Genomic DNA, 23,928 nt, shown 5'->3' on the forward strand with positions numbered 1-23,928 from the left:
CAAAACTCCCTTTCTACCGTCCATTAAGCCGTTTGCTTAGGCCCTTTTCCCTCAGCACGGTGCTGACAGCGGTGTTTGTTCTACAAACCATCTTTGCCGTAGGGCTGCTGGGGTTTTTGAGCTTTTATCTGGGCAATTGGGCGATCGCGCTGCTGAGCATTGGGGCGATCGGGAGCTCAGTGGTGGTGGGGCTGGCGGTGGTCAACCGGGTGCTGCAGCCCCTTACCCAACTGCGCCACGCCATCCAGGCTACAGCCCAGGGCAACTGGCAAACCCCGCTGCCGGTCGAGAGTATGGATGAGCTCGGCCAGCTGGCCTGGGCGTTTAACGCGATGGCGGCCAAGCTCCAAGATTCGTTTACCGAACTGGAGCACCTCAACCGCGAAATGCAGCGCAGCGAGCGGCGCTGGCGGCAGTTTTTAGACGGCATTCCGCTGGGCATCGCCGTGTACAATCGCGAAGGAACGATGGTGTTTGCCAGTCAGCAGGCCCGCGTTTTGCTCTGTCTTGAAGACATGCCCTCGGTCCCTTCGCTCAGCCTCGAAGCGACCTGCATTGCCTACCGCTCCAGTACGGGGCAGCGCTACCCCACCCAAGATCTGCCCATTACCCAGGCGCTGCAGGGGCAGCCCGGCTGGGCCGACGATATCGAACTGCGACCCGGCAACCAGCCAATTCCCATTGAAATGGCCACGACCCCGATCTTTGACCAGGCGGGGCGGGTCGAGTATGCGATCGCCGCCTTTCAAGACATCACGACGCGCAAACAGGCCCAAGCCCTGCTGGCCGACTACAACCAGACCCTAGAGCGTCAGGTGGCCGATCGCACGGCCGCCCTGCGCCAGGCCGAAGCCACCCAGCGCATCATTCTAGAGGCCATTCCTGACCTGCTGGTGCGGTTCTCGGGTGAGGGCATTTGCCTTGATGTCATGAACGCTGGTGCGGTAAATCTAATTGCCCAGCCCAGCGAACAAATCGGCAAGCCCCTGTCTGAGACGCTGCCCGCCGATATGGCCGCCGAGCGCATGCACTACATCCAGCTGGCGCTGCAAACCGGTCAGCCCCAGGTCTACGAGTATCGCTTTTACGTCGACGGTAGCTGGCACTACGAGGAGGCCCGCGTTGTCCCCAGCGGTCCCAATCAGGTGCTGGCGATCGTGCGCGACATTACCGAGCGCAAGCAGGCTGAGGCTGAGATCGCCCGCCAGCGGCAGTTTTTGCAAAACGTGATTGACAGCATTCCAAGCATCATTGTGGTCAAAGACCGCGAAGACCGTGTGCAGATGGCCAACCGGGCCAGCGCTGCCCTGCACGGCATTACCCCCACCGATATGGTGGGCAAGTTTGATACCGACTTTAATCCCAATGTTTCAATTTTTGAGGCCAGTCAGCAGCGCCGCATTCACCAGCAGGTAATTGATACTCAAAAGCCCTACCAGGGCGAGCAGGAAATTATCGACCGGGCTGGCGCTCGCCGCTGGTATCAGGTGGTGATCAGCCCCTTTCAAGACGCCAGCGGCATCGTCAACGGCGTGATTACAAACTGCATCGACATCACCGACCGCAAGGGCATGGAAACCGCCCTCAAGGGAGCAAACGAAAAGCTAGAGCGCCTGGCTACCCTGGACGGGCTCACCCACATTCCCAACCGCCGCCGGTTCGACCAATACCTGAGCCAGGAGTGGCAGCGCATGGTGCGCGAGCAGCAGCCTCTGTCGCTGATTATGTTCGATGTTGACTATTTCAAGCCCTACAACGACAGCCTGGGCCACCAGCAGGGCGACGAAGCCCTGATCGCCATTGCCGCCGCCGCCACCCGCGCCGTCAAGCGGGCGGCCGACCTGCTGGCCCGCTACGGCGGCGAAGAGTTTGCGGTGGTGCTGCCTAACACCCGCCGCACCGGGGCCGAAATTGTCGCCAAGGCCCTGCAAAAGGAAATTGCCGACCTCCAGCTAGCCCACCCCCAGTCGCCGATTAGCGACTACCTCACCATCAGCATTGGTATCGCCAGCGTGGTGCCCACCGCCGAGCAATCCCCCGAAGACCTGATCGCCGCCGCCGATGCCGCGCTGTATCAGGCGAAACGGAGGGGGCGCGATCGCTACTGGATCCGCCTGATTTAGGCTGTACCAAAATGGCGGCCCAGCTGCTAATGGTTAACAGCATCAGCAGCTGGGCACTCTAGGGACAGTCGCTGAGAGGGTTGAGTTAGCCATAGCTCAACCCTTATTCATATGAAGATTGCCTACGCTACCACCTACGATGTGCGCGATCGCGCCGCCTGGCCCCGCCGCCACCTGGGCCTCTACGGGGCTGGGCAAAAAATTGCTGAGGTCTTGCAGAGTGCCGGGGCCGAGCTAGCGTTTTTAGGTCCGCTGCACCAGCGCAAAATTCCGATCACTCGGCTCAAGTGGCTGTACTACCGTCGCTGGGGGCAGAGCTACTACAGCCCGGTCGAGCCCTGGGTTGCGCCCTACTATGCCCGCCAGATTCACGCCAAGCTGGCCCAAACTGGGGCTGACCTGCTGCTTTGCCCCGAGAATGCCATTCCCCTGGCGCAGGTGCGCACTACCCTGCCCACGGTGCTGTGGACCGATGCTCTGCTGGGCAGCCTGGTCGATTTTTACCCTCACCTGACCAATCTGTGCGCCGAAACTCGGCGACGGCTACACGCTGTAGAGCAGGCGGCGCTAGAACGATGCGATCGCGTCATTCTTACCTCCGAGTGGGCGGCCCAGTCGGCGATGGCGCTCTACAATCTCCCCGCCGACAAACTGCGGATTATTCCCCGTGGGGCCAGCCGCGCCCAGGATTGGTCTGAGGTTGAGGTAGAAGCCCTTATTGCCCAGCGTCCCCCAGGCCCCTGTCGGCTGCTGTTTTTGGGCGTCGACTGGCAGCGCAAGGGCGGCCCTCTGGCGCTGGAGGTAGCCCAAGCCCTCAACCAGCAGGGCGTGGAAACCGAGCTATGGGTGGTAGGTTGTCAGCCCCAGAGCGAGGGCAATTTACCCTATTTTGTGAAGCCCTACGGCTTTATCGATCGCGCTACCCCAGCAGGTGAAGCCCAATTTGCCCACCTGTTAAGCAATGCCCACTTTTTGATTTTTCCAACTCAAGCTGACACCTTTGGCGTGGCGATTAGCGAGGCCAATGCCGCCGGGGTACCCTGTGTCGCCGCTGCTGTAGGGGGCATTCCCACGGTGCTGAAGGCGGGTGCCAATGGCAAAGCATTCGCTGCCGGTGCCAGCGCCAACGACTACGCTCAGTACATTGCGGCGGCCATGGCCGACTACCCTGGCTACCAAAACCTGGCGCTGACATCGTGGCGGCACTACCGACAGCACTTGAGCTGGGCGGCGGCGCAGCAGCAGGTCTGGGGAAATTTGCGGGAGCTGGTGGCCGATCGCGATCGCCTCTCAGTATCCCCACCAGAAAGGGCTCATTCAATCCGTTCTATCCATCCTCTATCGGCCCTGGGGCAAAAGTTTCGAGCTTAGCGCAGCTAGAGAATTCAAAGCCTTGTGGGATAACCGTCTTGACTGTCCCAAGGTAAGTAGGAGGCTCATTCCACAGGTCATACAAGGATCTTTGGCGGCCCCGTGGGTGAAAATTCACAAAAACTCTAGCCAATCCCGGCCAGGGCGAACCCTTCACCAGGTAGGGTCTACGTACAGATTAATCACCAGCGTCTTATGCCCTGGCGGCACGGCTGAAATGCAGGCGCAGATCGGGTCTGCTTGCCCCTCTAGTTCCACCTCGCAGGCGTGGCACGACCCCATCAGACAGCCGGTGGGAATGCTCACCCCGGCGCGATCGGCGACTGCCAGCAGAGGTTCCCCTACTTCGGCTTCAACGGTAACGCCGTCGGGCAAAAACTGAACTGAAACGCTCATGGCGGTGCGACTAAATGGCTTAGGCTTGGACCTGTTTGAGCATGGCAACCAGGGTGTGGTGGGCATCTTCGGCCCCCTCCAGGGTGTGGTCGAAGGGCACCCGCACCGGGGTCTGGGCCCCGTCTACCGTCACCGCCAGAGTCATGCCCTCAGCATCAATAGATTCCATTTGGGCGGCGGTGGCGGCGGGCTGGTTGCCGTAGGCGGTGGCATAGAACAGCACCGCTTCGGCGTGGTCTTTGTTCATGTGCTTGCAGATGCGATCGCTCACCGCTGGAGTAATTGGCTCAGCCATAAAAAATCCCGTAGACTACTTCAACATTGGCCATCTGTTACATGCTGTTATGATACCGCCCCTGCCCCCCTCCTCAGAGCACCCCTGGCCCACGGGCCACATTTTTCAAAGCCCTGGGGCGCACCTCACCTACCGGGTGGTAGGCCCCTGCTGCCGTCTGTTCGATCGCGATCAGCTGCCCTGGCCCTGCTGTCGCCTGCAGTGGCGGGGCAAAGAACCCAGCTGGCGGCGGATTGGCAAGCGGCTAGTGCCCGATATGGCCACGCGCAAATCGCCCTCCTACTGTGTTGAAATTGTGGGCCAGGGCTATGGGGCGCAGTCGTTTGTCACCACCCTGTACACCGCTAAGCTCGATCGGGCAACCCAAGCCTGGTGGCACACCCGGCGACAGCGGGACGAGACCGAAACCGCCGAGGGCGACCTACCGAGTGAGAAAGTTTGTAACGAAACAGACATACAGATCGCCCATTCGCAGTAGTCTTATGCTCAATGCTGTGATGTTGCTATTGAGGTAAATCCCATGCCAGCTGCCTTTTTACCCTCGATCCTGGTTCCTGTAGTGGGCCTTGTTTTTCCCGCCGTGGCGATGGCCTTTCTGTTCCTTTACATTGAGCGGGAAGACGCTGCCTAGGCCCTATCTAAAAAACTAAAACGTTCGTGCTGCAAGCCCCTTTTTCTAATTTGCTTGAGGCCCCCAAGCAAGACTTCAAGCAAGACATTCGGGCCTACTTTGACCGCATTGCTCCCGAGCTAGACCGCTGGAGTAGCCGCAACCGCTACTACTACAGCGATCTGGCTCGGCTTCATCAGTTTTTGATTCCGCCCGGCAGCCGCGTGCTTGAAGTTGGCTGCGGCACGGGCGATCTCCTCCAGGCCACCGCTCCAGCCTTGGGGGTTGGCCTAGATTTTGCTCCAGCCGTCGTGGCGATCGCGCGCCAAAAGTATCCCCACCTCAGCTTCTACAACCTGGATGCCGAAACCCTAGATGCCGCCCAGCTAGCTCCTGAGCATCGCCAGTTTGACTACATTGTGCTGTCGGGCGTGCTGGGCTACCTGGGCGATGTTCAGGCGGTTTTACAGCGCCTACAGCCTTTCTGCCAGCCTCAGACTCGCCTCATTCTGACGTTTCACAACCACCTGTGGGAGCCGCTGCTGGGGCTAGCCGAGCGCGTGGGTCAGCGTCGGCCCCAGCCGCCTCAAAACTGGCTGAGCACCGACGATATGGCCAACCTGCTGACGGTCACGGGCTATCGTCCGCTCAAGCGCGGCAGTCGGTTTCTGTGGCCCAAGTTTGTACCCGGCGTGGCGGGTTTAGTCAACCGCTACCTGGCTCCACTGCCCCTGGTCAAGCACCTGTGTCTAACGACGTTTATCGTCGCCCGCCCCCAGGCAGCCCCAACCCAGGCTAAGCCCACCTGCTCGGTCATCGTTCCGGCCCGCAACGAGGCAGGCAATATTGCCGCCGCCGTGGCTCGCCTGCCGCAGCTGGGCGAGCACACCGAAGTTATTTTTGTTGAAGGTCACTCTCGCGATCGCACCTGGGCCACTATTCAAGAGCTCGTGCAGACCTATCAGGGGCCGTTTACCCTCAAGGCCTTTCAGCAGACGGGTCGAGGCAAAGCCGATGCGGTGCGCCTGGGGTTTGAGCAGGCCAGTGGCGACATCCTGCTCATTCTCGATGCCGATTTAACCGTACCCCCCGAAGACTTGCCCCACTTTGTGGAAGTGCTAGCCGCAGGGTATGGCGAGTTTGCCAATGGCTCACGGCTGGTTTACCCTCGCTCTAAAACCGCCATGCCCTGGCTTAACACCGTAGCCAACAAAATCTTTGCGCTGCTGTTCTCGTTTCTGCTAGAGCAGCCCCTCAAAGACACTCTGTGCGGCACCAAGGTACTGTGGCGGCGCGACTACCAGCGCATTGCCGCCGGACGCAGCTACTTTGGCGACTTCGACCCCTTTGGCGACTTTGACCTGCTGTTTGGGGCAGCCAAGCTCAACCTGCACATTGTCGAAGTGCCCATTCGCTACCAGCCGCGCACCTACGGCAGCTCAAACATCGCCCACGTTAAAGAAGGCATGATTTTGCTGCAAATGTGCCTGTATGCTTCGCGCAAGCTCAAGTTCTGGTAGTGGCCCAGCTTGAGCCCGGCGTGCCGCTAACTTAACCTCCCGACAGCTGGCTGAGGTGGTTTTGAGCTTTGGCGGCCCAGGTGGGGTTACCCATGGTGATATAAAGGTTTTTGGCGTACTCCAGCACGGTACGAGCTTCGTCAAGCCGCCCCAGCTGAATAAACGCCAGCCCGGCGCTGTAGTAGGCGTCGGCATAGCCCCCGTCAATTTGAGTAGCGGTACGAAATGAGTCGAGGGCGGCTTCGGTTTGGCCCTGGTTAAAACGCGCGATGCCCAAGTTGTAGTGAGCCTGAGCGTAGCGGGGGTTAAGGGCCAGAGCCTGCTGCAGCACCGCCTCAGCCTCAGCATTTTGCTCGCTTTGGAGGTAAATAATGCCTCGCTGTAAAAAGGATTCGGGGGCCTGGGGGCTGTACTGCCCGGCCTTCTCCAGGGCGGCCAGCGCCTCAGGAAATCGCCCCTGAGACTGGTAGACCAATCCCAGGTTGTAGTGGGCATTGCCCAGGGTTGGTTCGATCGCGATCGCCCGCTGCAGGTAGGCTTCGGCCTGGTCCAGGTTGTTGCCCTCAATCAGAGCACCGCCCAGATTAGCGTAGGCCAGGGCAAACTGTGGGTCAGCTCGAATGGCGGCCCAGAAGGCAGAGGCAGCATCCTGAAGCTGTCCTTTCTGGCGCAGGGCTAGCCCAATGTTGTAGTGAGCTGCGGCCAGGTTAGGGTCTAAGGCCGCTGCCTGCTGAAACTGAGTGAGTGCATTATCAACATCACCCTGCAAAATTAGCGCTAGGCCCTGATTGAGGGCCGCCTCTGCTGCCACCCCACTGGATGAGGACGGGGACGCTGACTGGGCGTAAGTCAGCAGCGGACGCATCGAGACAGACAGAAGAGGAAGCGCGATCGCAGCGGCAACCACACTCCTTTGCACGTACCGCAACAGCTGTAGATTAGCTCGTGTCATGGCGTACTGCTGTGCCCTTAGCCCGATAGAACGCCCATAACAATATAGACAAGCGCTCATTTTTTCAACTGCTCCCTCTGGTTTGCCCAACGGCACCGCTAACGTTTGGCGATCGCTTTACCCCAGCTCATTCGGTTTCAGGAACTTCACCCGTAAATTTACGTAAAAAAATTCCAAATTTTCCAGACTGACGCTTCATCTACGTGAAGTATCTGTCAGTTTGAGAGGCTCCGACGCAGCGAATATCTACCTCCTGCTGCATCGGCGCGCTAAGAACCAGTTAGAAAACTGTCCTACGTATACGGAGATTCCACTCTTAAAAGTGAGGTTCTCTTTACCGTAAGTTCATAAGAACACCATTTTACAAGCTGTGTTTCCGGATGACTCCCCTAACTCTGTTGTGTCTTAAACCAGGTAGCCCCATGGTCACTATGAGTTCATCCACCACCCTCCCTGATTTCGATTTTGTTGCCCCCTCGATCACCCAGGAGACGGCTAACCTTCCCTTGCTCAGTGCTGTACTTGAGGGCTTTGTAGACGGCATTCTGGTGCTGTCTGAAGCTGGCACCTGTGTGCACAGCAACCAAAAGGGCAGAGCCCTTTGCCGCGACCTAAGCGACGATGATAGTTCTATGTCGCTGCCCGCCTGCCTCAGAACGATGAGCAGGCATCTCCTAGAAAGTCGCGAGATCTACCCCGACAGTCCTCTAGTGCTCACCCATGAGCTAATATCCCAGTCGGGATACCAAATTCGGGTTCGCGTGCAGTGGCTCGATTTTCCGGCTAAGTCCGGCTCTTACCTACTCGTTTCTCTAGAGAATAAAACTCGCTCGGCTCACTCGTCTGCCCTACTGGAGGCAGTGCAGTACAACCTGACCCCCCGTGAGCGAGCCGTGTGGGTTCTACGGCGAGCCAACCGTAGCTACGAAGATATCGCCAAGGAGCTATACATCACCGTCAATACGGTAAAGCGCCACCTAAAAAGCATCTACGCCAAGCGTAGAGAGGTTACTGAGGCCATAGCCAACTAGCTGAGGCCCCAGCCCCTAGGGTAGGCAGAATATCCATCGGCCCTGCATATCTCCAAAACTAGGGTTTTAGAGATATGCCATTGGTGCGGCAACTCGGTAAGGTAAAGTCAGACACGGCTCCAACGACCTGAAGATGGTCAAAAATATTTTGGGTCACTGGAGCCTACTTATTTTCCCCAACTACCACCCATGTTGCCCAAGGATGACCTGCTCAAATCAGCTGAAAACCGCGATCGCCTGGCCCGTATTCTAGACCAGGCCGATCAGGCTGTTAAAACCTGGGAGATTGTTGTTACCGACTTTTTGTCGCCCCCAGAGCAGGTTGAAGCTAACGAAATGCTCCAGCGACTCAGCGATGTACACGGCCTCGCCTGGGGTGGTTATCCCCAGGCCGAGCGGCAGCGACTGGCGATCGCCCGCACCGATATTCCCCTCGATCAAAGCCAAATCCCCCTATCGTTGCTGACCATCAGCGGCAACTTCATGTTCGACCCCGCCAACCACGGCGACTTTTTAGGGTCGCTGCTGGGCACAGGTCTCGACCGAAGCAAGGTGGGCGATATTATCGTGCTCGGCGAGCGCGGTGCCCAGGCGATTGTTGTGCCAGAACTGGCAGAATTTTTGGTTCAGTCGCTGACCCAGGTGCGCTCTGTGCCCGTTAAGACTCAGCCTCTAGATTGGGACCAGCTGCGGGTGCGTCCACCCCAGAAGAAAGACCTCACCACTGTAGAGGCCTCTCTGCGCCTCGATGCCGTCGCCTCAGCTGGGTTTGGCATGTCGCGCAGCAAAATGGCCGACTTGATCAACAGCGGCGATGTGCGAGTGAACTGGAAGCCAGTCACCCAGGCCAGCCATACCCTCTCGACCGGAGATCTAGTGGCGATTCGAGGCAAGGGAAGGCTTGAAATTGGCGACATCGCCGTCACCAAAAAAGAACGGTATCGGGTCGGGCTGACCCGCTATGTCTAATCACTCTTGAATGCAAATTAGCCCAGCCGTAGCTGTTCCCTGAGCGGAGTCGAAGGGACGGCTACGACCGGGCTGCTCCATGGGTTGCCGCGCTAGCGGTACGGACAACCAGCATAAAAAGGGGAAACACAGTGATGTGTTTCCCCTTTCGGGATTAGATTGAGCTGGATCAGATTAATCTAGCCCTACAATTCGACCTGACCTACGCGACCCCGGCCAAGGATTTTTGAGGGGCAAACATAGCGTTTTGCTCAGCCCGCAGCTTATCGCAAAGTCGGCCTGGGGGTAGTTCGACATCGTCATAGGTCAACGCCTGATCTTTCGCGACATCCCGCTTTAGCTTGCAACCCTCAGCTAGCCCCACCGGAAGCAGGTTTTCCGCCGCGGTAATTTCAGCGGTTTCGCACTCGCCATAAGTCATATAGCCACCAATGCAGTCGATAGTCTCACCAGCCTTCAGGTCAATTTTGGCGGTAGTTATCACATCGACCTTTGGCCCAGCCAGAGGAGTCATAACCGGGTCGCCAAACAGCACAACACGAGCTACCGACAGCGGCACTTCAAAGTGGCACAGATGGTAGGGAGTGTAGAAGCTATACAGCGGCCCCTCACCCAGCTTGTATAGGTTCAGGTAATGGCGCTGCTTAGGATCGTCGTGGGTGCCAAAAACATAGACCCCAGGGCCGGGTTTTACCGCCACGACATAATCGACAATACCGCCAAGCTCCTTGAGTTGGTCAACATCGTACAGCTTGGTCAGGTCATCGATGTGACCGGTGTAGTTGAGGTCGTACTGCTTGACCAGCTCGTCCTGGTGAAGCCTGAAGTCGTGCCCCATCATGCCGCGCTTGGCGACGGTCATGCCGGTGGCGTTAGCCACAATGGCCTGCTCAAAGGAAATTTTGGTGCCATCGGCAAAGCTCGTGACCATGTGCACGTTTTGGCCCCACTGCTCCGCAAATCCCTTTTGGGTGGTGGGGTTGCGGTAGGGATCCTGCAAACCCTTGATGTTGCCGCACACCAGCGGGGTAACGCCGATGCTCTTAACAAAGCGGTAAAGGTTCATCTCAACGCCGGGCTGGTCGCCGTCGCAGGCCGACAAAATCACCCCTGCCTTATCAGCGTAGGTCTTGAGAATGGGGCCAATGGTGCCGTCTAGCTCAGCATTCATGAGCACAACGTGCTTCTTGTGGGCGATCGCCTCCATCACCACATGGGCACCAAACTCCACCGCACCGGTCACCTCAATCAGGGCATCAATGCCCTCAGCCCGGCACAGCAGCATCGGGTCATCGGTGACGGCGTAACCACCCGCCGCAATGCTTGCTTCCAGGTCGGTCACAGTGGAGACAACGTTAATGTCTTCAACGCCAGCTTCTTGATAAGCCCGCTTAGCGGTATCCACATTGCGGTTTGAAATGGCCACCAGCTCCATGCCCGGCACAGAGTTCAGCATTTGATTAGCAACTCCGCGCCCCATGAACCCCGCGCCGATCATTCCTACGCGAACCGGGTTGCCAGCTTCCTGTCTGGCCTTCAATGCCGTATCAACGATAAACATAGTGTCTAAACCTAAGCGATAAATCAGGTTGAAATAGTTAAAGAAAAGCCAGTTCTTTGCCAAGCAAAGCCTGGGCGAAAGAACTGGCAACCCATTGTCTAGCCCTTAAACGCGGGCCACTTAGCGTCTTTTTCGGAGATGACCGTCACCGGAATTGGCCATTCAATGCCAAAGGTAGGGTCATCATACCGAATGCCCTGCTCATAACCAGGCGAGTAAAATTCACCAACCTGGTAGATCACTTCGGCATCGTCGGTCAGAGCTTGATAACCGTGGGCAAACAGCTCAGGTACGTACAGCGCCTTGCGATTGTCAGCGGTTAGCTCAATGCCAAAGTGCTGCATGTAGGTGGGAGAGTCGGGACGGATATCAATAATGACATCGTAGATAGCCCCGCGAGTACAGCGCACCAGCTTGGTCTCCGCAGCCGGAGCAAGCTGATAGTGCATGCCGCGCAGTGTGCCCTTCTTGTAGTTGAAAGACATGTTGCACTGAGCCACCATGGGCTTGAGCCCGTGCTCTTCAAACTCTTTGGCGCAGAAGGTCCGAGCAAAGCCACCGCGATCGTCGCTACGAATTTCGAGATCGATGACGAAGGCATCTTTAAGATTAGTCGCTTCAAAGATCATGGTTAGCTCCAGAAGAAGTCTTTATCGATTTGCTGGGTACGAATGAGGTACTCCAGCTGCTTGAGACGGGTAAACCCGCGAGAAGTAAACATTTCCTCGGTCATATCAATCTGCTGGAACACCTTCAGCAGCTGCTCGGCACCGCGCTTGGCATCCCAGTCGCACTTAAAGCCGGGGAGTACGCTGTTGATTTTCTCAAAGGAAACGCGATAGCTGCGATTGTCGGTATCGGGCTGACCAAAGCTCAGCTGACAATCGGGGAAGGTATCGGCAACAATCGTGGCGATTTCGCGCACCTGGTAGTTATGGTTGGTGTCGCCAACGTTGAACACCTGGTTGTGAACGATGTCGCGGGGAGCTTCGAGGGCACAGATAATGGACTTAGCAATATCTAAGCCGTGCACTAGAGGACGCCAGGGGGTGCCATCGCTGGTCATGCGAATTTCCTTGGTTGTCCAGGCCAACCCCGAAAGGTTGTTCAGCACAATATCGAATCGCATACGAGGAGAGGCCCCGTAGGCGGTGGCGTTACGCATGTAGGTAGGCGAGAAGTCATCGTCCGCCATAGGCCGCAGGTCCTGCTCGACTAGAGTCTTGCACTTGGCGTAAGCGGTCTGAGGGTTGACTTCAGACTCTTCGGTGACGTAGTCATCACCCTCGGCCACCCCATAAACGCTACAGGAAGACATGTAAACAAACCGACGGACGCCAGCAGCCTTGGCTAGCTGTGCCAAACGCACAGATCCTTTGTGGTTGATGTCGTAGGTAATGTTAGGGGCCAGCTTACCCAAAGGATCGTTGGACAGCTCAGCCATGTGAACAATTGCTTCTACGCCCTCAAGGTCAGCAGCTTCAATATGGCGAATATCTTTGTTGAGGGTTTTAGCCGAGGCATCAATGCCGTTGTACAGCCAGCCTGCTTTGTAGAACCCGGTGTCAACCCCAACTACATCGTGACCTTTTTGCAGCAGCAGGGGTGCTAGCAAACAGCCGAGATAGCCTTCTGTACCAGTAACTAATACTTTCATGGATGAGATACCTGTTTGGGTGTAATTTGTGAATTGTGACTACAGTGCAACCGAGGTCGGAGCCGTGGCGTTGACGACTTGGGAGGCAACCTCTTTACCGATTTCCAGAGATGACGTCGCCGCTGGGGAAGGGGCATTCAAAACATGAATTGACCGCTCCCCATTGACGATGAGAAAATCGTCAACTAGGCTGCCATTGTTCATCAGCGCCTGTGCCCTTACTCCAGCATGGGTTGGGATTACGTCTTCGCTGCGAACGTCTGGAATTAGACGCTGCAGGCTCTTGACGAAGGCTGCTTTGCTGAAGGAGCGAACGATTTCGCGCAAACCTTCATCGGCATGCTTTGAGGCCAACTTCCAGAAGCCCGGGTAGGCCATCACCTCGGCAAAGTCTTTGAGGTCAAAATCGGTCTTTTTATAGCCTTCCCGTTTGAGGCTAAGAACGGCGTTGGGGCCAGCGTGAACGCTGCCGTCAATCATTTTGGTAAAGTGCACTCCCAAGAAGGGGAAGCTGGGGTTGGGCACCGGATAAATAAGAGTATTTACCAAATGTCGTTTTTCGGGTATCAGCTCGTAGTATTCGCCTCGGAAGGGCACAATTTTTGCCGAGGGCTTGAGGTTAGCCAACTGCGCTACTCGATCCGAAAATAGACCAGCACAGTTGATTAAGAACTTGGCTTTGATAGTGCCTTTGTTGGTTTCTAGAACTACATGCTGTGGGTCTAGAGAAATGCCTAAAACTTTTGTATTTAGGCGAAGATCGTTATCGAATTCTTGAATGATCTCAATATATTTTTGGCAGACCGCTTTGTAGTTAACAATGCCGGTCGTATCCACCTTAATGGCTGCTATGCAATTAACGTAGGGCTCAATATCTTTGACCTGCTCCGGCGTAATCATAGAGACAGGTATTTGATTTTGAAGCCCGCGCTGAAACAGGTTGTCCAACAGAGGCAGCTCTTTCTCTTCGGTCGCGACAATGACTTTGCCGCAGACTTCGTGGGGAATGTCATGCTGACGGCAAAACTCTACCATTGACTGGCAGCCGGCTCGGCTAAACTTGGCCTTAAAGCTGCCCGGTTTGTAATAGACACCTGAGTGAATGACTCCGCTGTTATTACCGGTTTGGTGGTAGGCCCAGGAAGACTCTTTTTCAATGACGGTGATTTTGGCGCTCGGCAGCATTTGGCTCAGCTTCATAGCCGTAGCCAAGCCCACAATTCCACCGCCGACAATGGCGTAGTCGTAGGTATTGGACATTATATTTGCTCTAGATTGCAGTTAAACGTAGTGATCGGCAGGATTGGGGCTACCAAACTTTCCAGGGAGCTTCCCCAGATTTCCACAGTCCCTCAAGATTGTTTTTGTCTCGCAGGGTATCCATGGGTTGCCAGAACCCTTCGTGGCGGTAGGCTGACAGCTGGCCCATCTCAGCCAGTTTGGTCAGCGGCTCATGCTCCCACATGACGCTGTCATCGGCAATAAAGTCAATTACCTGGGGGTCTAAGACAAAATAGCCACCGTTGACGTAGGCTTCGTCACCATCAGCTTTTTCAGCGAAGGATGAGATGGTTGTTTGTCCTTCGTGGAGGGCGATCGCCCCAAAGCGTCCAGGGGGTTTGACCGCAGTCAGCGTAGCCAGAGTGCCCTGCTCTTTATGAAATTCAATTAGCTCGGTAATATTGACGTCGCTGACTCCGTCTCCATAGGTAAAGCAAAAGGGCTCTGAGCCAATGTATTCGCGAACCCGCTTGAGACGACCACCGGTCATGGTTGAAGCGCCGGTGTCAATTAGCGTTACCTTCCAGGGTTCAGCATTGCCGTTGTGAACATTCATCTGGTTATAACGCAGATCGAAGGTTACATCTGACATGTGCAAGAAATAGTTGGCAAAATATTCCTTGATGACATAACCTTTGTAACCACAACAAACGACAAAGTCGTTAATGCCGTGGGCAGAATAAATTTTCATAATGTGCCAGAGGATGGGATAGCCTCCAACTTCAACCATCGGCTTAGGTTTAATACTGGTCTCTTCGCTCAAACGAGTGCCTAGTCCACCGGCCAATATAACTGCTTTCATAAATCCTCTAAGAAATTAATGTATTGGGAAATTTTGCCCAATCAAACTAACAGGCTTAATTCACAAAGGAAGCTACGTAGGCTGAGTTGAGCTAGCTCAACTACTCGCAGTCAGTCAGATGCTACTATATCCAATTCAGCAGTCCTTAAATGTCTTGATCAGATCTACCTGGGGGCAAAACAGAAAATTTAGTTGAAACCCAACGTTTCCCGTTTCAAGTAATCTTACTGAAGTTTAGGTCAGACTATTGTTCTTTCTGGATGGCTCAAACTGTATTAACAAGCTTTTAACTTAATTGTGAAGTTGCGCACCTAGGGCTGCTAAAAATACTATTAATCTGGAATAACTGCTTGTCAAACTGACGTAAGATCTCTGTATTGAAGATGATTGCGATCGCGCTCCTTTGACTTTACCTAGAGGCTAGCTTAGCCCTGACCTGGGCTATCATTATGAGCAATCGGTGAAGTCAACTCGTGGGCATGTGAAAACCCTATAAATATAGCTGGAGTGATTCTGATGCATCTTCTAAAGGCCGGATCAGTGCTAAGGTGCCCCGATGGCAGATTGCTCTAACGCCCAAAGACCTGAAACGGGACATTTAAAGGTGCAGAGGTTGGCAAGCTGCTCTAACTACAGCAAAGGCTGCACTCGCTGAGGCGGCCAGTAGATTTTGTAGGCATGGCCAACAACGTGGGGGCGGGGAAGAAACCCCCAAACGTGGGAATCGCGGCTGTTGTTGCGATTGTCTCCCAGTACAAACAGGTGGCCATCGGGAACGGTCTCTGGCCCCCATTCGTAAAGGATGGGCTCTGGGCGGTAAGGCTCCGTTAGGAGGGTGCCGTCTACCCACACTTGGCCCAGGCGAACCTCGACCCGCTGCCCCGGCAGGGCAATGACGCGTTTTACCATCAGGTTGTAAAGTTCTCCGGCTTGCTCAAGGGGCGTGCGTTCGGGGTTAGAGAAGACAATTATCTCCCCGACCGACAGGGGATGATCTAAAGACTGAGGGCGAACAAAGATGCGATCGCGCACTTCTAGCGTAGGCAGCATTGACTCGCTGGGCACGATGCACTGCACCACCTGCTGCGGCACCACAAAGGGTATAGAGCTAATGACAAAGCGCGTGGCAATGACTGCCGCCAGAAGCAACCCTAGCCAGGCCCACTGGCGCTGTCGAGCGGGGGCAGCGCGGTAGGCCAGCCCGCAGCCTGCGGCCCAAATTACGGTCGTAAGCGGCAGCAGGGCTGGGTTAAAGTTAGCCAAATAGGCGGTTAAAATTCCCGATATCAGCAGCGTGCCCCCGATCGCGGCCTTCTGCAAAAATAAATGCCCCAGCCCCGGCAGCACCTGGGAGAGAAAGACCGGATACCAGGGGTCGCTGGATTGATAGGTCAGCGGGCTAAACTCATTGAGGGTAATGCCGCGCTTAGCGGCATGGTGGCTATCCCACAGGTTAAATATATAGAGACTGAGCAGGGGCACCAGGGTAATCAGCCCCCGCAGCGTATTGCCCTCCGGCGCAAAGATGGACCAGAGCACAAAGGCAATCAGCCCTACGTGGGCGATCGCGATGACCAGACCACGGGCGATCGCGCCGTCGTACATTTGCCCCGCACCGGGGAGGGCCGCCGACAGGTTGACGGCCAGCCAGGGGCTTTTGGGCGATCGCTGGCCGACCAGCACCGTGGGGGTTGCCTTCATGGCCGTGCCACCCTAGCCGTAGCGCTGCACGGCATAGGTGTGGGCCGCCCATTCTTCGGTGTCGGGTAGAACTGGCAGGGTAACGAAATCCTCTGGGTACCGTCGGCGCAAAGCCAACCCGATCAGATAGTCAGCAAAATGGGGATTTTTGGGCAGAAGTGAACCGTGCATGTAGCTGCCAAATACGTTTTTATAGCGCGCCCCCTCGTGTTCAGCGGCAGCGTTGTTGCCGAACCCGGCGATCGTAGTGGCGAGAGGTTCAACGCCATCGCCCAGATAGGTTTGGCCCGAGTGATTTTCAAACCCGACTAGAGTTTTAGGGATATCTCTGTGGGGCGCGTATAGCGTCTGCATGTCGGCGTAGGTGGCGGGGGTGAGTTCAGCGACCAAATTACCGATGCACCGCTGCTTAACGTCGGTACCGGGCGCACGGGTGTTGACGTTGATAATGCCCAAACCGCGAGTTTCTTCACCATTGCCCATCAAGAAGGTGTTGCCCATCAGCTGGTAGCCGCCGCACACGCCCAAAAACACAACGCCAACTTCGGTATCGGCTTTAATAGCGTCGTACTTGAGCTGGTGAAAGTCGTTGACAACGGCAACCTGGTCATTGTCTTGCCCACCGCCCATAAAGTAGAGGTCGGTGCAACCAGCCTGGGCCGCTTCCCCCATCGACAACGCGTTTACGGTGCAGTCGATGCCCATCCACTGGCAGCGGCGACGCAGCACGATTAGGTTGCCGGTATCGCCGTAGAGGTTGAGGTAGTCGGGGTAGAGGTGGGTGAGGCTGAGGGCGTAGGGCATAAGGCGGGGGGTGGATGGGTGGGCAGGTGGATGGGTAGGAGGGTGGGCGAGTGGTGAGGGTTAGACGATGTCGAGGGTTTTGCCCATGAGCTTGCGAAATTCCAGCATGGCGGTGTAGGTGGGTAGCACAAACACTGTGTTGCCGGAGTGGGCTTTCTCAAAGGATAAATCAAGGGCCTGGCGGATAGATTCGGCGGTCGGGATAGGACCAGGGGGGGCATCGAAGGCGTACTTGAGCCGCACGGCCATGTCCTTAGCGCGAATGCCGGTGCAAAGAATCCAGTCGATTTGGGCCTGGTTGAGTCGCTCTAGCTCGCTATCCCATAGCCAGGAAACGTCTTTGCCGTCGGCGGTGTTGTCGTTGATAGCCAGAATGAGCTTGAGATTAGGAATATTGCGCAGCAGCTCCAGGCTGAGGCTAAAGCTGGCCGGATTTTTGATCAGCAGCAGGCGGTAGTTGACCTGTTTGCTGCCCTGCTGCTGTACCAAAATCTCGCCCCGACCAAAGGCGGGTTTGAAGGTTTTGAGCCCGGCGACGGCGGTCTCGCCATTGACTCCGAGCAGGTTGGCGATCGCGATCGCTGTCAGGGCGTTATAGACATGAAAAAAACCCGGCGACACAGTTCTGGCCTGGGGAATTTGCACGGCACTGCCATTCATCTGACCCTGGATGGCGAAGTCGGTAGTCAGGTCTTCGTTGATGTGAATTTGGGTCGCTTCTAGGCCCTGGCCGTTGACATCGCGCGGGTTGAGCTTGCCCTCGTAGGGTAAAAATCGGGCGTACTCGGGGGCCAGCGACACAAAATAGGTGACATTGCCTAAGCCCTGCGTCAGCCTGGCGGTGCGGGGGTCGTCGCCGTTTACCACCACGGCAGCGGTGGGGCACTGGGCGATGCCGTCGCGAATTAGCTTTTCGGTGCGATCGATCTCGCCGTAGGCGTCAAGCTGGTCGCGGTAGAGGTTGGTAACGGCGATAATGCTGGGCCGGAGCAGGGCGGCGATGCGAGGCAGGGTGGCCTCTTCTACCTCCAGCACAGCATGGGTAAAATCGAGGCGACCCAGGGCGTTGCTCTGCTTCAGCAGCTCTGACAAAATGCCCTGGCTGAGGTTGGCCCCGGCCTTGTTGCGCAATACCTTAACCCCCGGCACCTGGCTAATCATGGCGCTAAGCATGGTCTGGCTGGTGGTTTTGCCGTTGGTGCCAGTGATCGCAACTACGGTAGAAATTTGGCTGATCAGCGCTTCCAGAACGAAGGGAAAGTAGCGCCCGACTAAGTAGCCCGGTAGAGCAGTACCCGACCCCCGACCCGATGCCCGCAGGGCTAGAGTGAGCAGTTTGGCGAAGGCAACAATAGGAATCAGCAGCAGTTGGTTCATAGCCGGGGGAGGCAGGGGATGAGGGAAAGGGTAGCAGAAGTGTGCGTAGGAGTGGGAGTGGGTGCGTGCGTAGGAGCGTGGGTGCGTGAGGGGTGGGGGGATTTGGAGGTGGAGGTGGAGCGATCGCCCCTAGGGTGGAGGGGGAAGTGGTGGAGTGAGTTCCTCTAGAGTTGGGGTGAGATTTGTAGAATGGGGGATTTTGTGGGGAGGCAGAGAGGGGTGCTGTGGATAATCGGGGGGACGGGAGAGGCGGTGCAGCTGGCGTCGGCTCTAGCGGCGATGCAGATTTCCTGCTTGGTAACGGTGACGACTGAGGCGGCGCGGCGGCGCTATCCAACCAGGTCTAACTTGACTGTATGGGTGGGGAGTTTGGATGCGGCAGAACTAGGGGTATTTATAGGAGGGCGGGGGGTAGGGGCGGTGCTAGATGCCTCGCACCCGTTTGCGGTGGCAATTTCAAAGGGGGCGATCGCCGCTGCTCAATCCCTTAATATTCCCTACTGGCGCTACGAACGTCCGGCTCTGATGCGATCGCCCTCGTCTGAGTTGATTCACTGTGTTTCCGGGCTAGAGGCGATTTTAACTCCAGAGGTTTTGAGCGGAGAGCGAGTACTGCTGACCCTTGGCTACCGCTGGCTACCGCAGTTTGCCCCCTGGCAGACCCAGGCGACGCTGTTTGCCCGCATTCTGCCATCACCCGTCGCCCTAAATGCAGCCTTGAAAGCTGGGTTCACGCCAGAACGCCTGATCGCTCTGCGCCCCCCTATTAGTAGGGAGCTAGAAAAAGCGCTCTGGCAGCAGTGGCGCATCACCCGAGTCATTACCAAAGCCTCTGGCGCACCCGGTGGTGAAGACACCAAGCGGGCCGTAGCCAAGCAGTTGGGCATTTCTTTATTTATATTGAACCGGCCCCAGCTCGACTATCCAGCAGTTTGCCACAGTCAAGAGGAAATATTAGCTCTCTGCCTAGCCTGGTGGTCATCGAACCCCACCACCCCTAAGCCGTCCTTATCTTGATCCACGCCGCTCTAGAGCCTTCAACACCTTGCTACGACCAAAGTGAAAGCCTGCCGCCCCCGCACCTCCCTCATTCCCTCACGCACCCACGCCCCTACGCACCCCCATCCCCACTCTGCCTAAAAAGCCAAAATCTTCTCCTCCTCCAGGGGTGGTCAAGTTCTACCAGGAATGCTATCCTTGGCCTTCAATTTGTGCGCTACTATGGGCTATCCCCTAGTGCTGCTGCTAGGAGTGCCTTTGCAAAAGCCGCTGTATACCGCCAAAAATAGGGATTTTTTACGGTCACGATTAATCACCTGCACCAAATTTTGATTTAGCCCCTATATTTAGTTGGTCGTTCCGTTCGCTGACTTTCATACAAGCGTTTTGCCCAGGTCGTCCATGACAGCTTTACCTATGCCATCAGGGCCATCCCCTTCGTTTGAGAGCGCTAGCAGTAGCGCTCTACCCGATACGCCGCCAGTCTTTGCTTTAAAGGAACTGGTGGCTCGGCTACAGCGCGAGCAGTACAAAATTCAAGACTTACTCAGCTCGCTGGGGTTTGCCCTGCGCAGCCTCAACAACCTGAATCAGTTCCTAGAGCTGATTCCGATGATTGCCAGCCGGGTGACCGATGCCAGCGGTGGGGCTCTAGTGCTGTTTCGCGCCGATGGGCAGGTGCGGCTGGAGCGGCTGCACTGCCAGAGCGAAGACCAGTGCCAGGATGTGCGATCGGCCCTAGAGGCCGCTACTCGTCAGGTAACGGCTAGCTTTCAGGCGGCTCCTGAGAGCAGCATGATGTCGATGGCGCGCAACGCCATGCTGGCCCTCGATCGCCAGGTCAACCGCTATCTGGGCAACGATTTTCAGCTGTTCGGCACCGCCATCATTGTGCAAAATGTGGAGCGTGGGCGACTGTACGTGTTTAGCCGCGACCCCGACTACGCCTGGACAGAAACCCGCCAAAAGCTGGTGCGACTGGTGGCCGACCAGACTTCGGTGGCGATTGAAAACAACGAGCTAACGGCGGCTTTGCGCAAGAAAGAACGTCTAGACCGCGAGCTAGAAATTGGGGCCGAGATTCAGCTCCAGCTGCTGCCGCGCGAGTGTCCTGCCATTCAGGGGATGGATTTGGCGGCCCGCTGCAAGACCGCCCATCGAGTGGGCGGCGACTATTACGACTTTATTCCTACCACCTTTGACCAGCTGCGCCAGACCGATTCGCAGCAGTCTGCCACTGCCCCCTGGAGCTTTGCCATTGGCGATGTGATGGGTAAAGGCGTACCGGCAGGGCTAATCATGACCATGATGCGGGGCATGCTGCGCACGGAGGTGCTCAACGGCCATTCGCCCGCCCGCATTTTGCAAGATTTGAACTTTGTCATGCACAGCGACTTGGAAAGTTCCAACCGCTTTGTGACGCTGTTTTATGCCGAGTACAACCCTAAAACCCGGCGGTTGGCCTACGGCAATGCGGCCCACAACCCACCGCTGCTGTGGCAGGCTTCCACCAACACCATTACGCGGCTGGATACGCCGGGTATGCTGCTGGGGCTCGACATGAACACTCAGTACTGTGAGGCGGAGGTGCAGCTACAGCCCGGCGATACGGTAGTGTTTTACACCGATGGCTTTACGGAGGCGGCTAATTCCCGGGGCGATCGCTTTGAAGAAGAGAACCTCGAGCGCGCCCTGCAGTGGGCCTGCCGCAACTGCACGTCGGCAGAGGCGATTTTAGACTATACCTTTGATCTGCTCGATCGCTTTATTGGCGGCGATCGCGGCAACGACGACGACATGACCCTGGTAGTCATGCGAGTCAAGCCCGAATTACAGCTCAACCTGTTTGACAACTAGACCCATCGTCGTCCTTAGCTCAATCACCAGTGTCGCCGACGGCTGGTAGACGGCGCTAGACTTTAAATATCTCAGCACGTAGGCATGTCGCTATGCCTAACCCTAAGTTCCTGAACCTGAGGCTCTGTTCTGAGACACTGTATCGCGCAGGTCTAGCTATGCCGAAATTTCTTTTTTCGCGGCCCCTGGGTGCTGCTTTGATAGGCACTGTACTGGCTCTAGGTTCTGCTGGGGGAGTGTTGCCCCCTGCGCCAGCCATTCAGTACTCCGATGGCACCGTAGGGTTTTCCTACCCTCCCCGCCTGACCGACAGCTACGCCACCCGCAGCCTGGTCAGCGACAGCAACGTTACCTACTACCTCACCTTCGACTTCCCCGCTGCCGCTGTCGAACCCCTCGATCGCGTCGTGGTCAACCTTAACGAAGGCTACGATCCCATTTTTCGCTATCGCCTCAGCGCCACCGAAGCCTTTGCCAACACCCCTGAGGGGCGCGTGCCTTTGCCTCTGGGCCAGGTCACCGAAGACCGCGATAGTCGAGCGCTGACCATCACCTTCGACCCGCCCGTTCAGCCTGGGGTGCCGATTACGCTGGCGCTGCGCCCTGTTCGCAATCCTCGCTTTGGTGGGGTGTACCTGTTTGGGGTCAATGCTTACCCTGTCGGCGATACCGTCGAACCGACCTTTTTGGGCTATGCGCGGCTGAGCTTCTACGAGCGCGATCGCGGCGATCGCTGGCCCTAAGGGTAGATGAGTGGGTGGGGTGACTGCGTTGATTGAGGACTGCCTATGGCTGAAACGACCTCCGATCGCTTTTTTGTCGCCCTGCTGCCATCCCAGGTGTTGCAGGATGAAATTACAGCCATAAAGCATGAGATTTGGCAGCGGTTTGGCAGCAAAGCCGCTCTCAGGTCGCCCCCTCACATTACCCTCCAGCCGCCCTTCCTTTGGCCACTGGCAGAGGTAAATCAGCTAGAGCACCACCTGGAAGCCTTTGCCCGCGCTCAGCCCGCTGTACCCATTCAGCTAAAGGGGTATAGCGCCTTTGCGCCCCGGGTCATTTACATTGACGTGGTAAAAACTCCAGGGCTGATGGCGGTGCAGGCTGCGATCGCGGCCTATCTCGAAAAAAACTGCGGCATTGTAGATCGCGTCGGCAAAACTCGCTCGTTTACTCCCCACGTTACCGTCGGCTTTCGCGACCTCAGCCCCGCTACCTTTCGCCGAGCCTGGCCTGAGTTTGAGCTGCGCCCCTTCGCAGCCGAGTTTGTGGCCCAATCCCTCACGCTGCTGCGCCACGATGGCCACATTTGGCAGATTTTTTCAAAGTTTCCGTTAAAGTCCTCAACGCCTTAATTTACAAGGAGTTCGCGATTGTGTAGAAGCTTATACAGAATCGCGAACTCCTTGACATCACCTCAAACCGTAGCTTATGATACAGAAGTAATCAGAAATTCGTTCATCTCGCTTTGACCGTCATGGAAAAGCGAGACGGAAGTAGGGGTTAATAGCCCCCGAAGGAACGCGCCCCAATGTTCTGATCAAACCCTTGATCTTTTTGGAGGCGACCCCATGAAACTCACCTATCGCGGCGTTAGCTACGACTACACCCCCCCCACCGTACAGTCCGACATCACCGATGACGCTGGCAAATTTCGCGGCGTAGATATTCGGTTCCGCACCGTCAAGAAAGCTCCGGTTCAGCAGCCCACCCTAGACTTGGTCTATCGCGGCGTGGCTTACCAAACCGGTACCCCTGAGATGACTCCCGCGGTCGAAGCGGCTCCTGTAGCTGAAGTAGTTACCGTAGAAGCTCCCGCTGCCCCTGTTGCAGCCGCCACCTTCAACACTGAAGACAGAGCCCGCATGAGCATGATGAACCGTCATCGCTCTGTGAAGCAGCGTCAGCAATCAATGCTGGCCCGTCTGGCAACCGAAGCCGGACTTCCCGAAGACGCTGCCCACTACTGGAACCACATTCAGGGCAAGGTGCACCCCAGCTTTTGGGCCACCTACAGCCGCAGCGGTGCCGCCGCTAGCTAAGCGCTGAATTTGCTAATCTTAACGCCCCGGCTAGAGATCTCTAGCCGGGGCGTTTTTTGTAAGTGTGATTCTTTTGTGTTCGAATTACGGGTTATTTAGCGATTACCTAATACCAAATCCAAATCACACAATCCCGACTGTAAACGAGCAGCTTGCGTAGGAGCAAACGGTGTTTGCCTAGCCTAAACAGGGTTAGTCAAAACAGATTCCACATAAGGTGTTATTAGAGTCAGTATACGTCAGTCTTTGTGGCCAAAGAGCCTGTTTTTCTGAGGCTGATGTTAAAGAATTTCTGCTTAGCAAGCTATCGACAGCATTGCTTTGTCAAGTCTCGAATTTCAAGCCTTGTTTTAGTTCAACACTGGATTCTCCCAGGCGATAGAGCAATGAAATTAAGTTGGCTTTCTTTTTCAAAGCCCGTAAACCTGGATTTATGAATAAAGACGCTACCTGTTCATACTAAATCCGGATAACATACCCCCGAAAGGATCGGGCTCTTCATGCGGGCCACCAGTGATAGTTGGTCAAGGCTTTAATCTCGGATTGCATTGACAGCAAGGTGCGGCAGCGAGCCTCAAGG

The 23,928-nt window shown here is 56.2% G+C and carries 23 protein-coding genes and 1 riboswitch; of the genes, 12 read left to right on the plus strand and 11 right to left on the minus strand.

Going from position 1 to position 23,928, the window contains the following annotated elements; genetic code table 11:
• Positions 1 to 32 precede the first annotated feature (32 nt).
• Both ACQ4N7_RS25115 and ACQ4N7_RS25120 read left to right on the plus strand, forming a co-directional pair.
• Positions 33 to 2,123 (plus strand): diguanylate cyclase domain-containing protein, encoded by a 2,091-nt coding sequence (locus ACQ4N7_RS25115; RefSeq protein ID WP_430714182.1) that lies wholly within the window; start codon positions 33 to 35, stop codon positions 2,121 to 2,123.
• Between the two features lie 111 nt (positions 2,124 to 2,234).
• Positions 2,235 to 3,494 carry a glycosyltransferase family 4 protein gene (locus ACQ4N7_RS25120; protein WP_430714183.1) on the plus strand — a complete coding sequence of 420 codons (1,260 nt, stop codon included), beginning with the start codon at positions 2,235 to 2,237 and terminating at the stop codon, positions 3,492 to 3,494.
• A gap of 153 nt (positions 3,495 to 3,647) precedes the next feature.
• On the opposite strand, the gene ACQ4N7_RS25125 is transcribed toward ACQ4N7_RS25120, so the two are convergent.
• Both ACQ4N7_RS25125 and ACQ4N7_RS25130 read right to left on the minus strand, forming a co-directional pair.
• Entirely contained in the window at positions 3,648 to 3,890 is a 243-nt protein-coding gene (locus ACQ4N7_RS25125; RefSeq protein WP_430714184.1) for a 2Fe-2S iron-sulfur cluster-binding protein, read from the minus strand.
• Between the two features lie 19 nt (positions 3,891 to 3,909).
• On the minus strand, positions 3,910 to 4,185 hold the full coding sequence (locus ACQ4N7_RS25130) for a DUF2470 domain-containing protein (RefSeq protein ID WP_430714185.1): 276 nt from the start codon (positions 4,183 to 4,185) through the stop codon (positions 3,910 to 3,912).
• A 49-nt stretch (positions 4,186 to 4,234) separates the two neighbouring features.
• Here ACQ4N7_RS25130 and ACQ4N7_RS25135 point away from each other — a divergent pair, with 49 nt between their 5' ends.
• From ACQ4N7_RS25135 to ACQ4N7_RS25145, 3 genes are read left to right on the plus strand one after another with little or no spacing between them, the layout of a single operon-like run.
• Positions 4,235 to 4,663, plus strand: coding sequence for a hypothetical protein (locus tag ACQ4N7_RS25135; protein ID WP_430714186.1), 429 nt, complete (start codon positions 4,235 to 4,237; stop codon positions 4,661 to 4,663).
• A 42-nt stretch (positions 4,664 to 4,705) separates the two neighbouring features.
• Positions 4,706 to 4,816: a photosystem I reaction center subunit VIII gene (psaI, locus tag ACQ4N7_RS25140; RefSeq protein ID WP_430714187.1), complete on the plus strand. Its 111-nt coding sequence runs from the start codon at positions 4,706 to 4,708 to the stop codon at positions 4,814 to 4,816.
• A 29-nt stretch (positions 4,817 to 4,845) separates the two neighbouring features.
• On the plus strand, positions 4,846 to 6,315 hold the full coding sequence (locus tag ACQ4N7_RS25145; protein ID WP_430714204.1) for a glycosyltransferase: 1,470 nt from the start codon (positions 4,846 to 4,848) through the stop codon (positions 6,313 to 6,315).
• Positions 6,316 to 6,346: 31 nt separating this feature from the next.
• On the opposite strand, the gene ACQ4N7_RS25150 is transcribed toward ACQ4N7_RS25145, so the two are convergent.
• Positions 6,347 to 7,267: a tetratricopeptide repeat protein gene (locus tag ACQ4N7_RS25150; RefSeq protein WP_430714188.1), complete on the minus strand. Its 921-nt coding sequence runs from the start codon at positions 7,265 to 7,267 to the stop codon at positions 6,347 to 6,349.
• 422 nt (positions 7,268 to 7,689) lie between these two features.
• Between ACQ4N7_RS25150 and ACQ4N7_RS25155 the strand changes: the two genes are divergently transcribed.
• Together ACQ4N7_RS25155 and ACQ4N7_RS25160 are read left to right on the plus strand one after the other, a co-directional pair.
• Positions 7,690 to 8,298 carry a helix-turn-helix transcriptional regulator gene (locus ACQ4N7_RS25155; protein WP_430714189.1) on the plus strand — a complete coding sequence of 203 codons (609 nt, stop codon included), beginning with the start codon at positions 7,690 to 7,692 and terminating at the stop codon, positions 8,296 to 8,298.
• Between the two features lie 189 nt (positions 8,299 to 8,487).
• Positions 8,488 to 9,267, plus strand: coding sequence for a photosystem II S4 domain protein (locus tag ACQ4N7_RS25160; protein WP_430714190.1), 780 nt, complete (start codon positions 8,488 to 8,490; stop codon positions 9,265 to 9,267).
• 202 nt (positions 9,268 to 9,469) lie between these two features.
• Here ACQ4N7_RS25160 and ACQ4N7_RS25165 read toward each other — a convergent pair whose 3' ends face one another.
• From ACQ4N7_RS25165 to ACQ4N7_RS25200, 8 genes are all read right to left on the minus strand, one after another.
• The gene (locus ACQ4N7_RS25165; protein ID WP_430714191.1) at positions 9,470 to 10,828 is read right to left on the minus strand and encodes an NAD(P)H-dependent oxidoreductase; all 1,359 of its coding nucleotides are present in this window, start codon (positions 10,826 to 10,828) and stop codon (positions 9,470 to 9,472) included.
• Between the two features lie 98 nt (positions 10,829 to 10,926).
• On the minus strand, positions 10,927 to 11,457 hold the full coding sequence (rfbC, locus tag ACQ4N7_RS25170) for a dTDP-4-dehydrorhamnose 3,5-epimerase (RefSeq protein ID WP_430714192.1): 531 nt from the start codon (positions 11,455 to 11,457) through the stop codon (positions 10,927 to 10,929).
• A gap of 2 nt (positions 11,458 to 11,459) precedes the next feature.
• Entirely contained in the window at positions 11,460 to 12,485 is a 1,026-nt protein-coding gene (locus tag ACQ4N7_RS25175) for an NAD-dependent epimerase/dehydratase family protein (protein WP_430714193.1), read from the minus strand.
• A gap of 39 nt (positions 12,486 to 12,524) precedes the next feature.
• Positions 12,525 to 13,745 carry an L-2-hydroxyglutarate oxidase gene (gene lhgO, locus ACQ4N7_RS25180; RefSeq protein ID WP_430714194.1) on the minus strand — a complete coding sequence of 407 codons (1,221 nt, stop codon included), beginning with the start codon at positions 13,743 to 13,745 and terminating at the stop codon, positions 12,525 to 12,527.
• 49 nt (positions 13,746 to 13,794) lie between these two features.
• Positions 13,795 to 14,568, minus strand: a complete 774-nt coding sequence (gene rfbF, locus ACQ4N7_RS25185) for a glucose-1-phosphate cytidylyltransferase (protein WP_430714195.1) — start codon at positions 14,566 to 14,568, stop codon at positions 13,795 to 13,797.
• A gap of 630 nt (positions 14,569 to 15,198) precedes the next feature.
• On the minus strand, positions 15,199 to 16,269 hold the full coding sequence (gene lepB, locus ACQ4N7_RS25190; RefSeq protein ID WP_430714196.1) for a signal peptidase I: 1,071 nt from the start codon (positions 16,267 to 16,269) through the stop codon (positions 15,199 to 15,201).
• A gap of 12 nt (positions 16,270 to 16,281) precedes the next feature.
• Positions 16,282 to 17,073, minus strand: coding sequence for a type 1 glutamine amidotransferase (locus ACQ4N7_RS25195; RefSeq protein WP_430714197.1), 792 nt, complete (start codon positions 17,071 to 17,073; stop codon positions 16,282 to 16,284).
• 60 nt (positions 17,074 to 17,133) lie between these two features.
• Positions 17,134 to 18,450 (minus strand): MurT ligase domain-containing protein, encoded by a 1,317-nt coding sequence (locus ACQ4N7_RS25200; protein ID WP_430714198.1) that lies wholly within the window; start codon positions 18,448 to 18,450, stop codon positions 17,134 to 17,136.
• Between the two features lie 219 nt (positions 18,451 to 18,669).
• Between ACQ4N7_RS25200 and ACQ4N7_RS25205 the strand changes: the two genes are divergently transcribed.
• The 5 genes from ACQ4N7_RS25205 to ACQ4N7_RS25225 all read left to right on the plus strand — a co-directional run bounded on the left by ACQ4N7_RS25205 (position 18,670) and on the right by ACQ4N7_RS25225 (position 23,348).
• Entirely contained in the window at positions 18,670 to 19,467 is a 798-nt protein-coding gene (locus tag ACQ4N7_RS25205; protein WP_430714199.1) for a cobalt-precorrin-6A reductase, read from the plus strand.
• A 384-nt stretch (positions 19,468 to 19,851) separates the two neighbouring features.
• On the plus strand, positions 19,852 to 21,306 hold the full coding sequence (locus ACQ4N7_RS25210) for a PP2C family protein-serine/threonine phosphatase (RefSeq protein WP_430714200.1): 1,455 nt from the start codon (positions 19,852 to 19,854) through the stop codon (positions 21,304 to 21,306).
• 158 nt (positions 21,307 to 21,464) lie between these two features.
• Complete coding sequence (locus ACQ4N7_RS25215) at positions 21,465 to 22,049, plus strand: DUF2808 domain-containing protein (RefSeq protein ID WP_430714201.1); 585 nt, start codon at positions 21,465 to 21,467, stop codon at positions 22,047 to 22,049.
• A 45-nt stretch (positions 22,050 to 22,094) separates the two neighbouring features.
• Entirely contained in the window at positions 22,095 to 22,661 is a 567-nt protein-coding gene (locus ACQ4N7_RS25220) for a 2'-5' RNA ligase family protein (protein WP_430714202.1), read from the plus strand.
• A 98-nt stretch (positions 22,662 to 22,759) separates the two neighbouring features.
• Positions 22,760 to 22,834: riboswitch (Glutamine riboswitch) on the plus strand.
• 43 nt (positions 22,835 to 22,877) lie between these two features.
• A complete protein-coding gene (locus ACQ4N7_RS25225; protein ID WP_430714203.1) occupies positions 22,878 to 23,348 on the plus strand; it encodes a DUF4278 domain-containing protein in 471 nt (156 codons plus the stop codon).
• Positions 23,349 to 23,928 lie beyond the last annotated feature (580 nt).

The organism is Nodosilinea sp. AN01ver1, assembly GCF_050565655.1.
Taxonomy (GTDB): domain Bacteria; phylum Cyanobacteriota; class Cyanobacteriia; order Phormidesmidales; family Phormidesmidaceae; genus Nodosilinea.

What these genes read in the sequence shown, in the direction of transcription:
- ACQ4N7_RS25175 (WP_430714193.1), bottom strand. Translation starts at nt 12,485, where the DNA reads ATGAAAGTATTAGTTACTGGTACAGAAGGCTATCTCGGCTGTTTGCTA.
- rfbC (WP_430714192.1), bottom strand. Translation starts at nt 11,457, where the DNA reads ATGATCTTTGAAGCGACTAATCTTAAAGATGCCTTCGTCATCGATCTC.
- ACQ4N7_RS25165 (WP_430714191.1), bottom strand. Translation starts at nt 10,828, where the DNA reads ATGTTTATCGTTGATACGGCATTGAAGGCCAGACAGGAAGCTGGCAAC.
- ACQ4N7_RS25130 (WP_430714185.1), bottom strand. Translation starts at nt 4,185, where the DNA reads ATGGCTGAGCCAATTACTCCAGCGGTGAGCGATCGCATCTGCAAGCAC.
- rfbF (WP_430714195.1), bottom strand. Translation starts at nt 14,568, where the DNA reads ATGAAAGCAGTTATATTGGCCGGTGGACTAGGCACTCGTTTGAGCGAA.
- ACQ4N7_RS25220 (WP_430714202.1), top strand. Translation starts at nt 22,095, where the DNA reads ATGGCTGAAACGACCTCCGATCGCTTTTTTGTCGCCCTGCTGCCATCC.
- ACQ4N7_RS25150 (WP_430714188.1), bottom strand. Translation starts at nt 7,267, where the DNA reads ATGACACGAGCTAATCTACAGCTGTTGCGGTACGTGCAAAGGAGTGTG.
- ACQ4N7_RS25120 (WP_430714183.1), top strand. Translation starts at nt 2,235, where the DNA reads ATGAAGATTGCCTACGCTACCACCTACGATGTGCGCGATCGCGCCGCC.
- ACQ4N7_RS25200 (WP_430714198.1), bottom strand. Translation starts at nt 18,450, where the DNA reads ATGAACCAACTGCTGCTGATTCCTATTGTTGCCTTCGCCAAACTGCTC.
- psaI (WP_430714187.1), top strand. Translation starts at nt 4,706, where the DNA reads ATGCCAGCTGCCTTTTTACCCTCGATCCTGGTTCCTGTAGTGGGCCTT.
- ACQ4N7_RS25125 (WP_430714184.1), bottom strand. Translation starts at nt 3,890, where the DNA reads ATGAGCGTTTCAGTTCAGTTTTTGCCCGACGGCGTTACCGTTGAAGCC.
- ACQ4N7_RS25215 (WP_430714201.1), top strand. Translation starts at nt 21,465, where the DNA reads ATGCCGAAATTTCTTTTTTCGCGGCCCCTGGGTGCTGCTTTGATAGGC.
- lepB (WP_430714196.1), bottom strand. Translation starts at nt 16,269, where the DNA reads ATGAAGGCAACCCCCACGGTGCTGGTCGGCCAGCGATCGCCCAAAAGC.
- ACQ4N7_RS25160 (WP_430714190.1), top strand. Translation starts at nt 8,488, where the DNA reads ATGTTGCCCAAGGATGACCTGCTCAAATCAGCTGAAAACCGCGATCGC.
- lhgO (WP_430714194.1), bottom strand. Translation starts at nt 13,745, where the DNA reads ATGTCCAATACCTACGACTACGCCATTGTCGGCGGTGGAATTGTGGGC.
- ACQ4N7_RS25195 (WP_430714197.1), bottom strand. Translation starts at nt 17,073, where the DNA reads ATGCCCTACGCCCTCAGCCTCACCCACCTCTACCCCGACTACCTCAAC.
- ACQ4N7_RS25155 (WP_430714189.1), top strand. Translation starts at nt 7,690, where the DNA reads ATGGTCACTATGAGTTCATCCACCACCCTCCCTGATTTCGATTTTGTT.
- ACQ4N7_RS25135 (WP_430714186.1), top strand. Translation starts at nt 4,235, where the DNA reads ATGATACCGCCCCTGCCCCCCTCCTCAGAGCACCCCTGGCCCACGGGC.
- ACQ4N7_RS25225 (WP_430714203.1), top strand. Translation starts at nt 22,878, where the DNA reads ATGAAACTCACCTATCGCGGCGTTAGCTACGACTACACCCCCCCCACC.
- ACQ4N7_RS25210 (WP_430714200.1), top strand. Translation starts at nt 19,852, where the DNA reads ATGACAGCTTTACCTATGCCATCAGGGCCATCCCCTTCGTTTGAGAGC.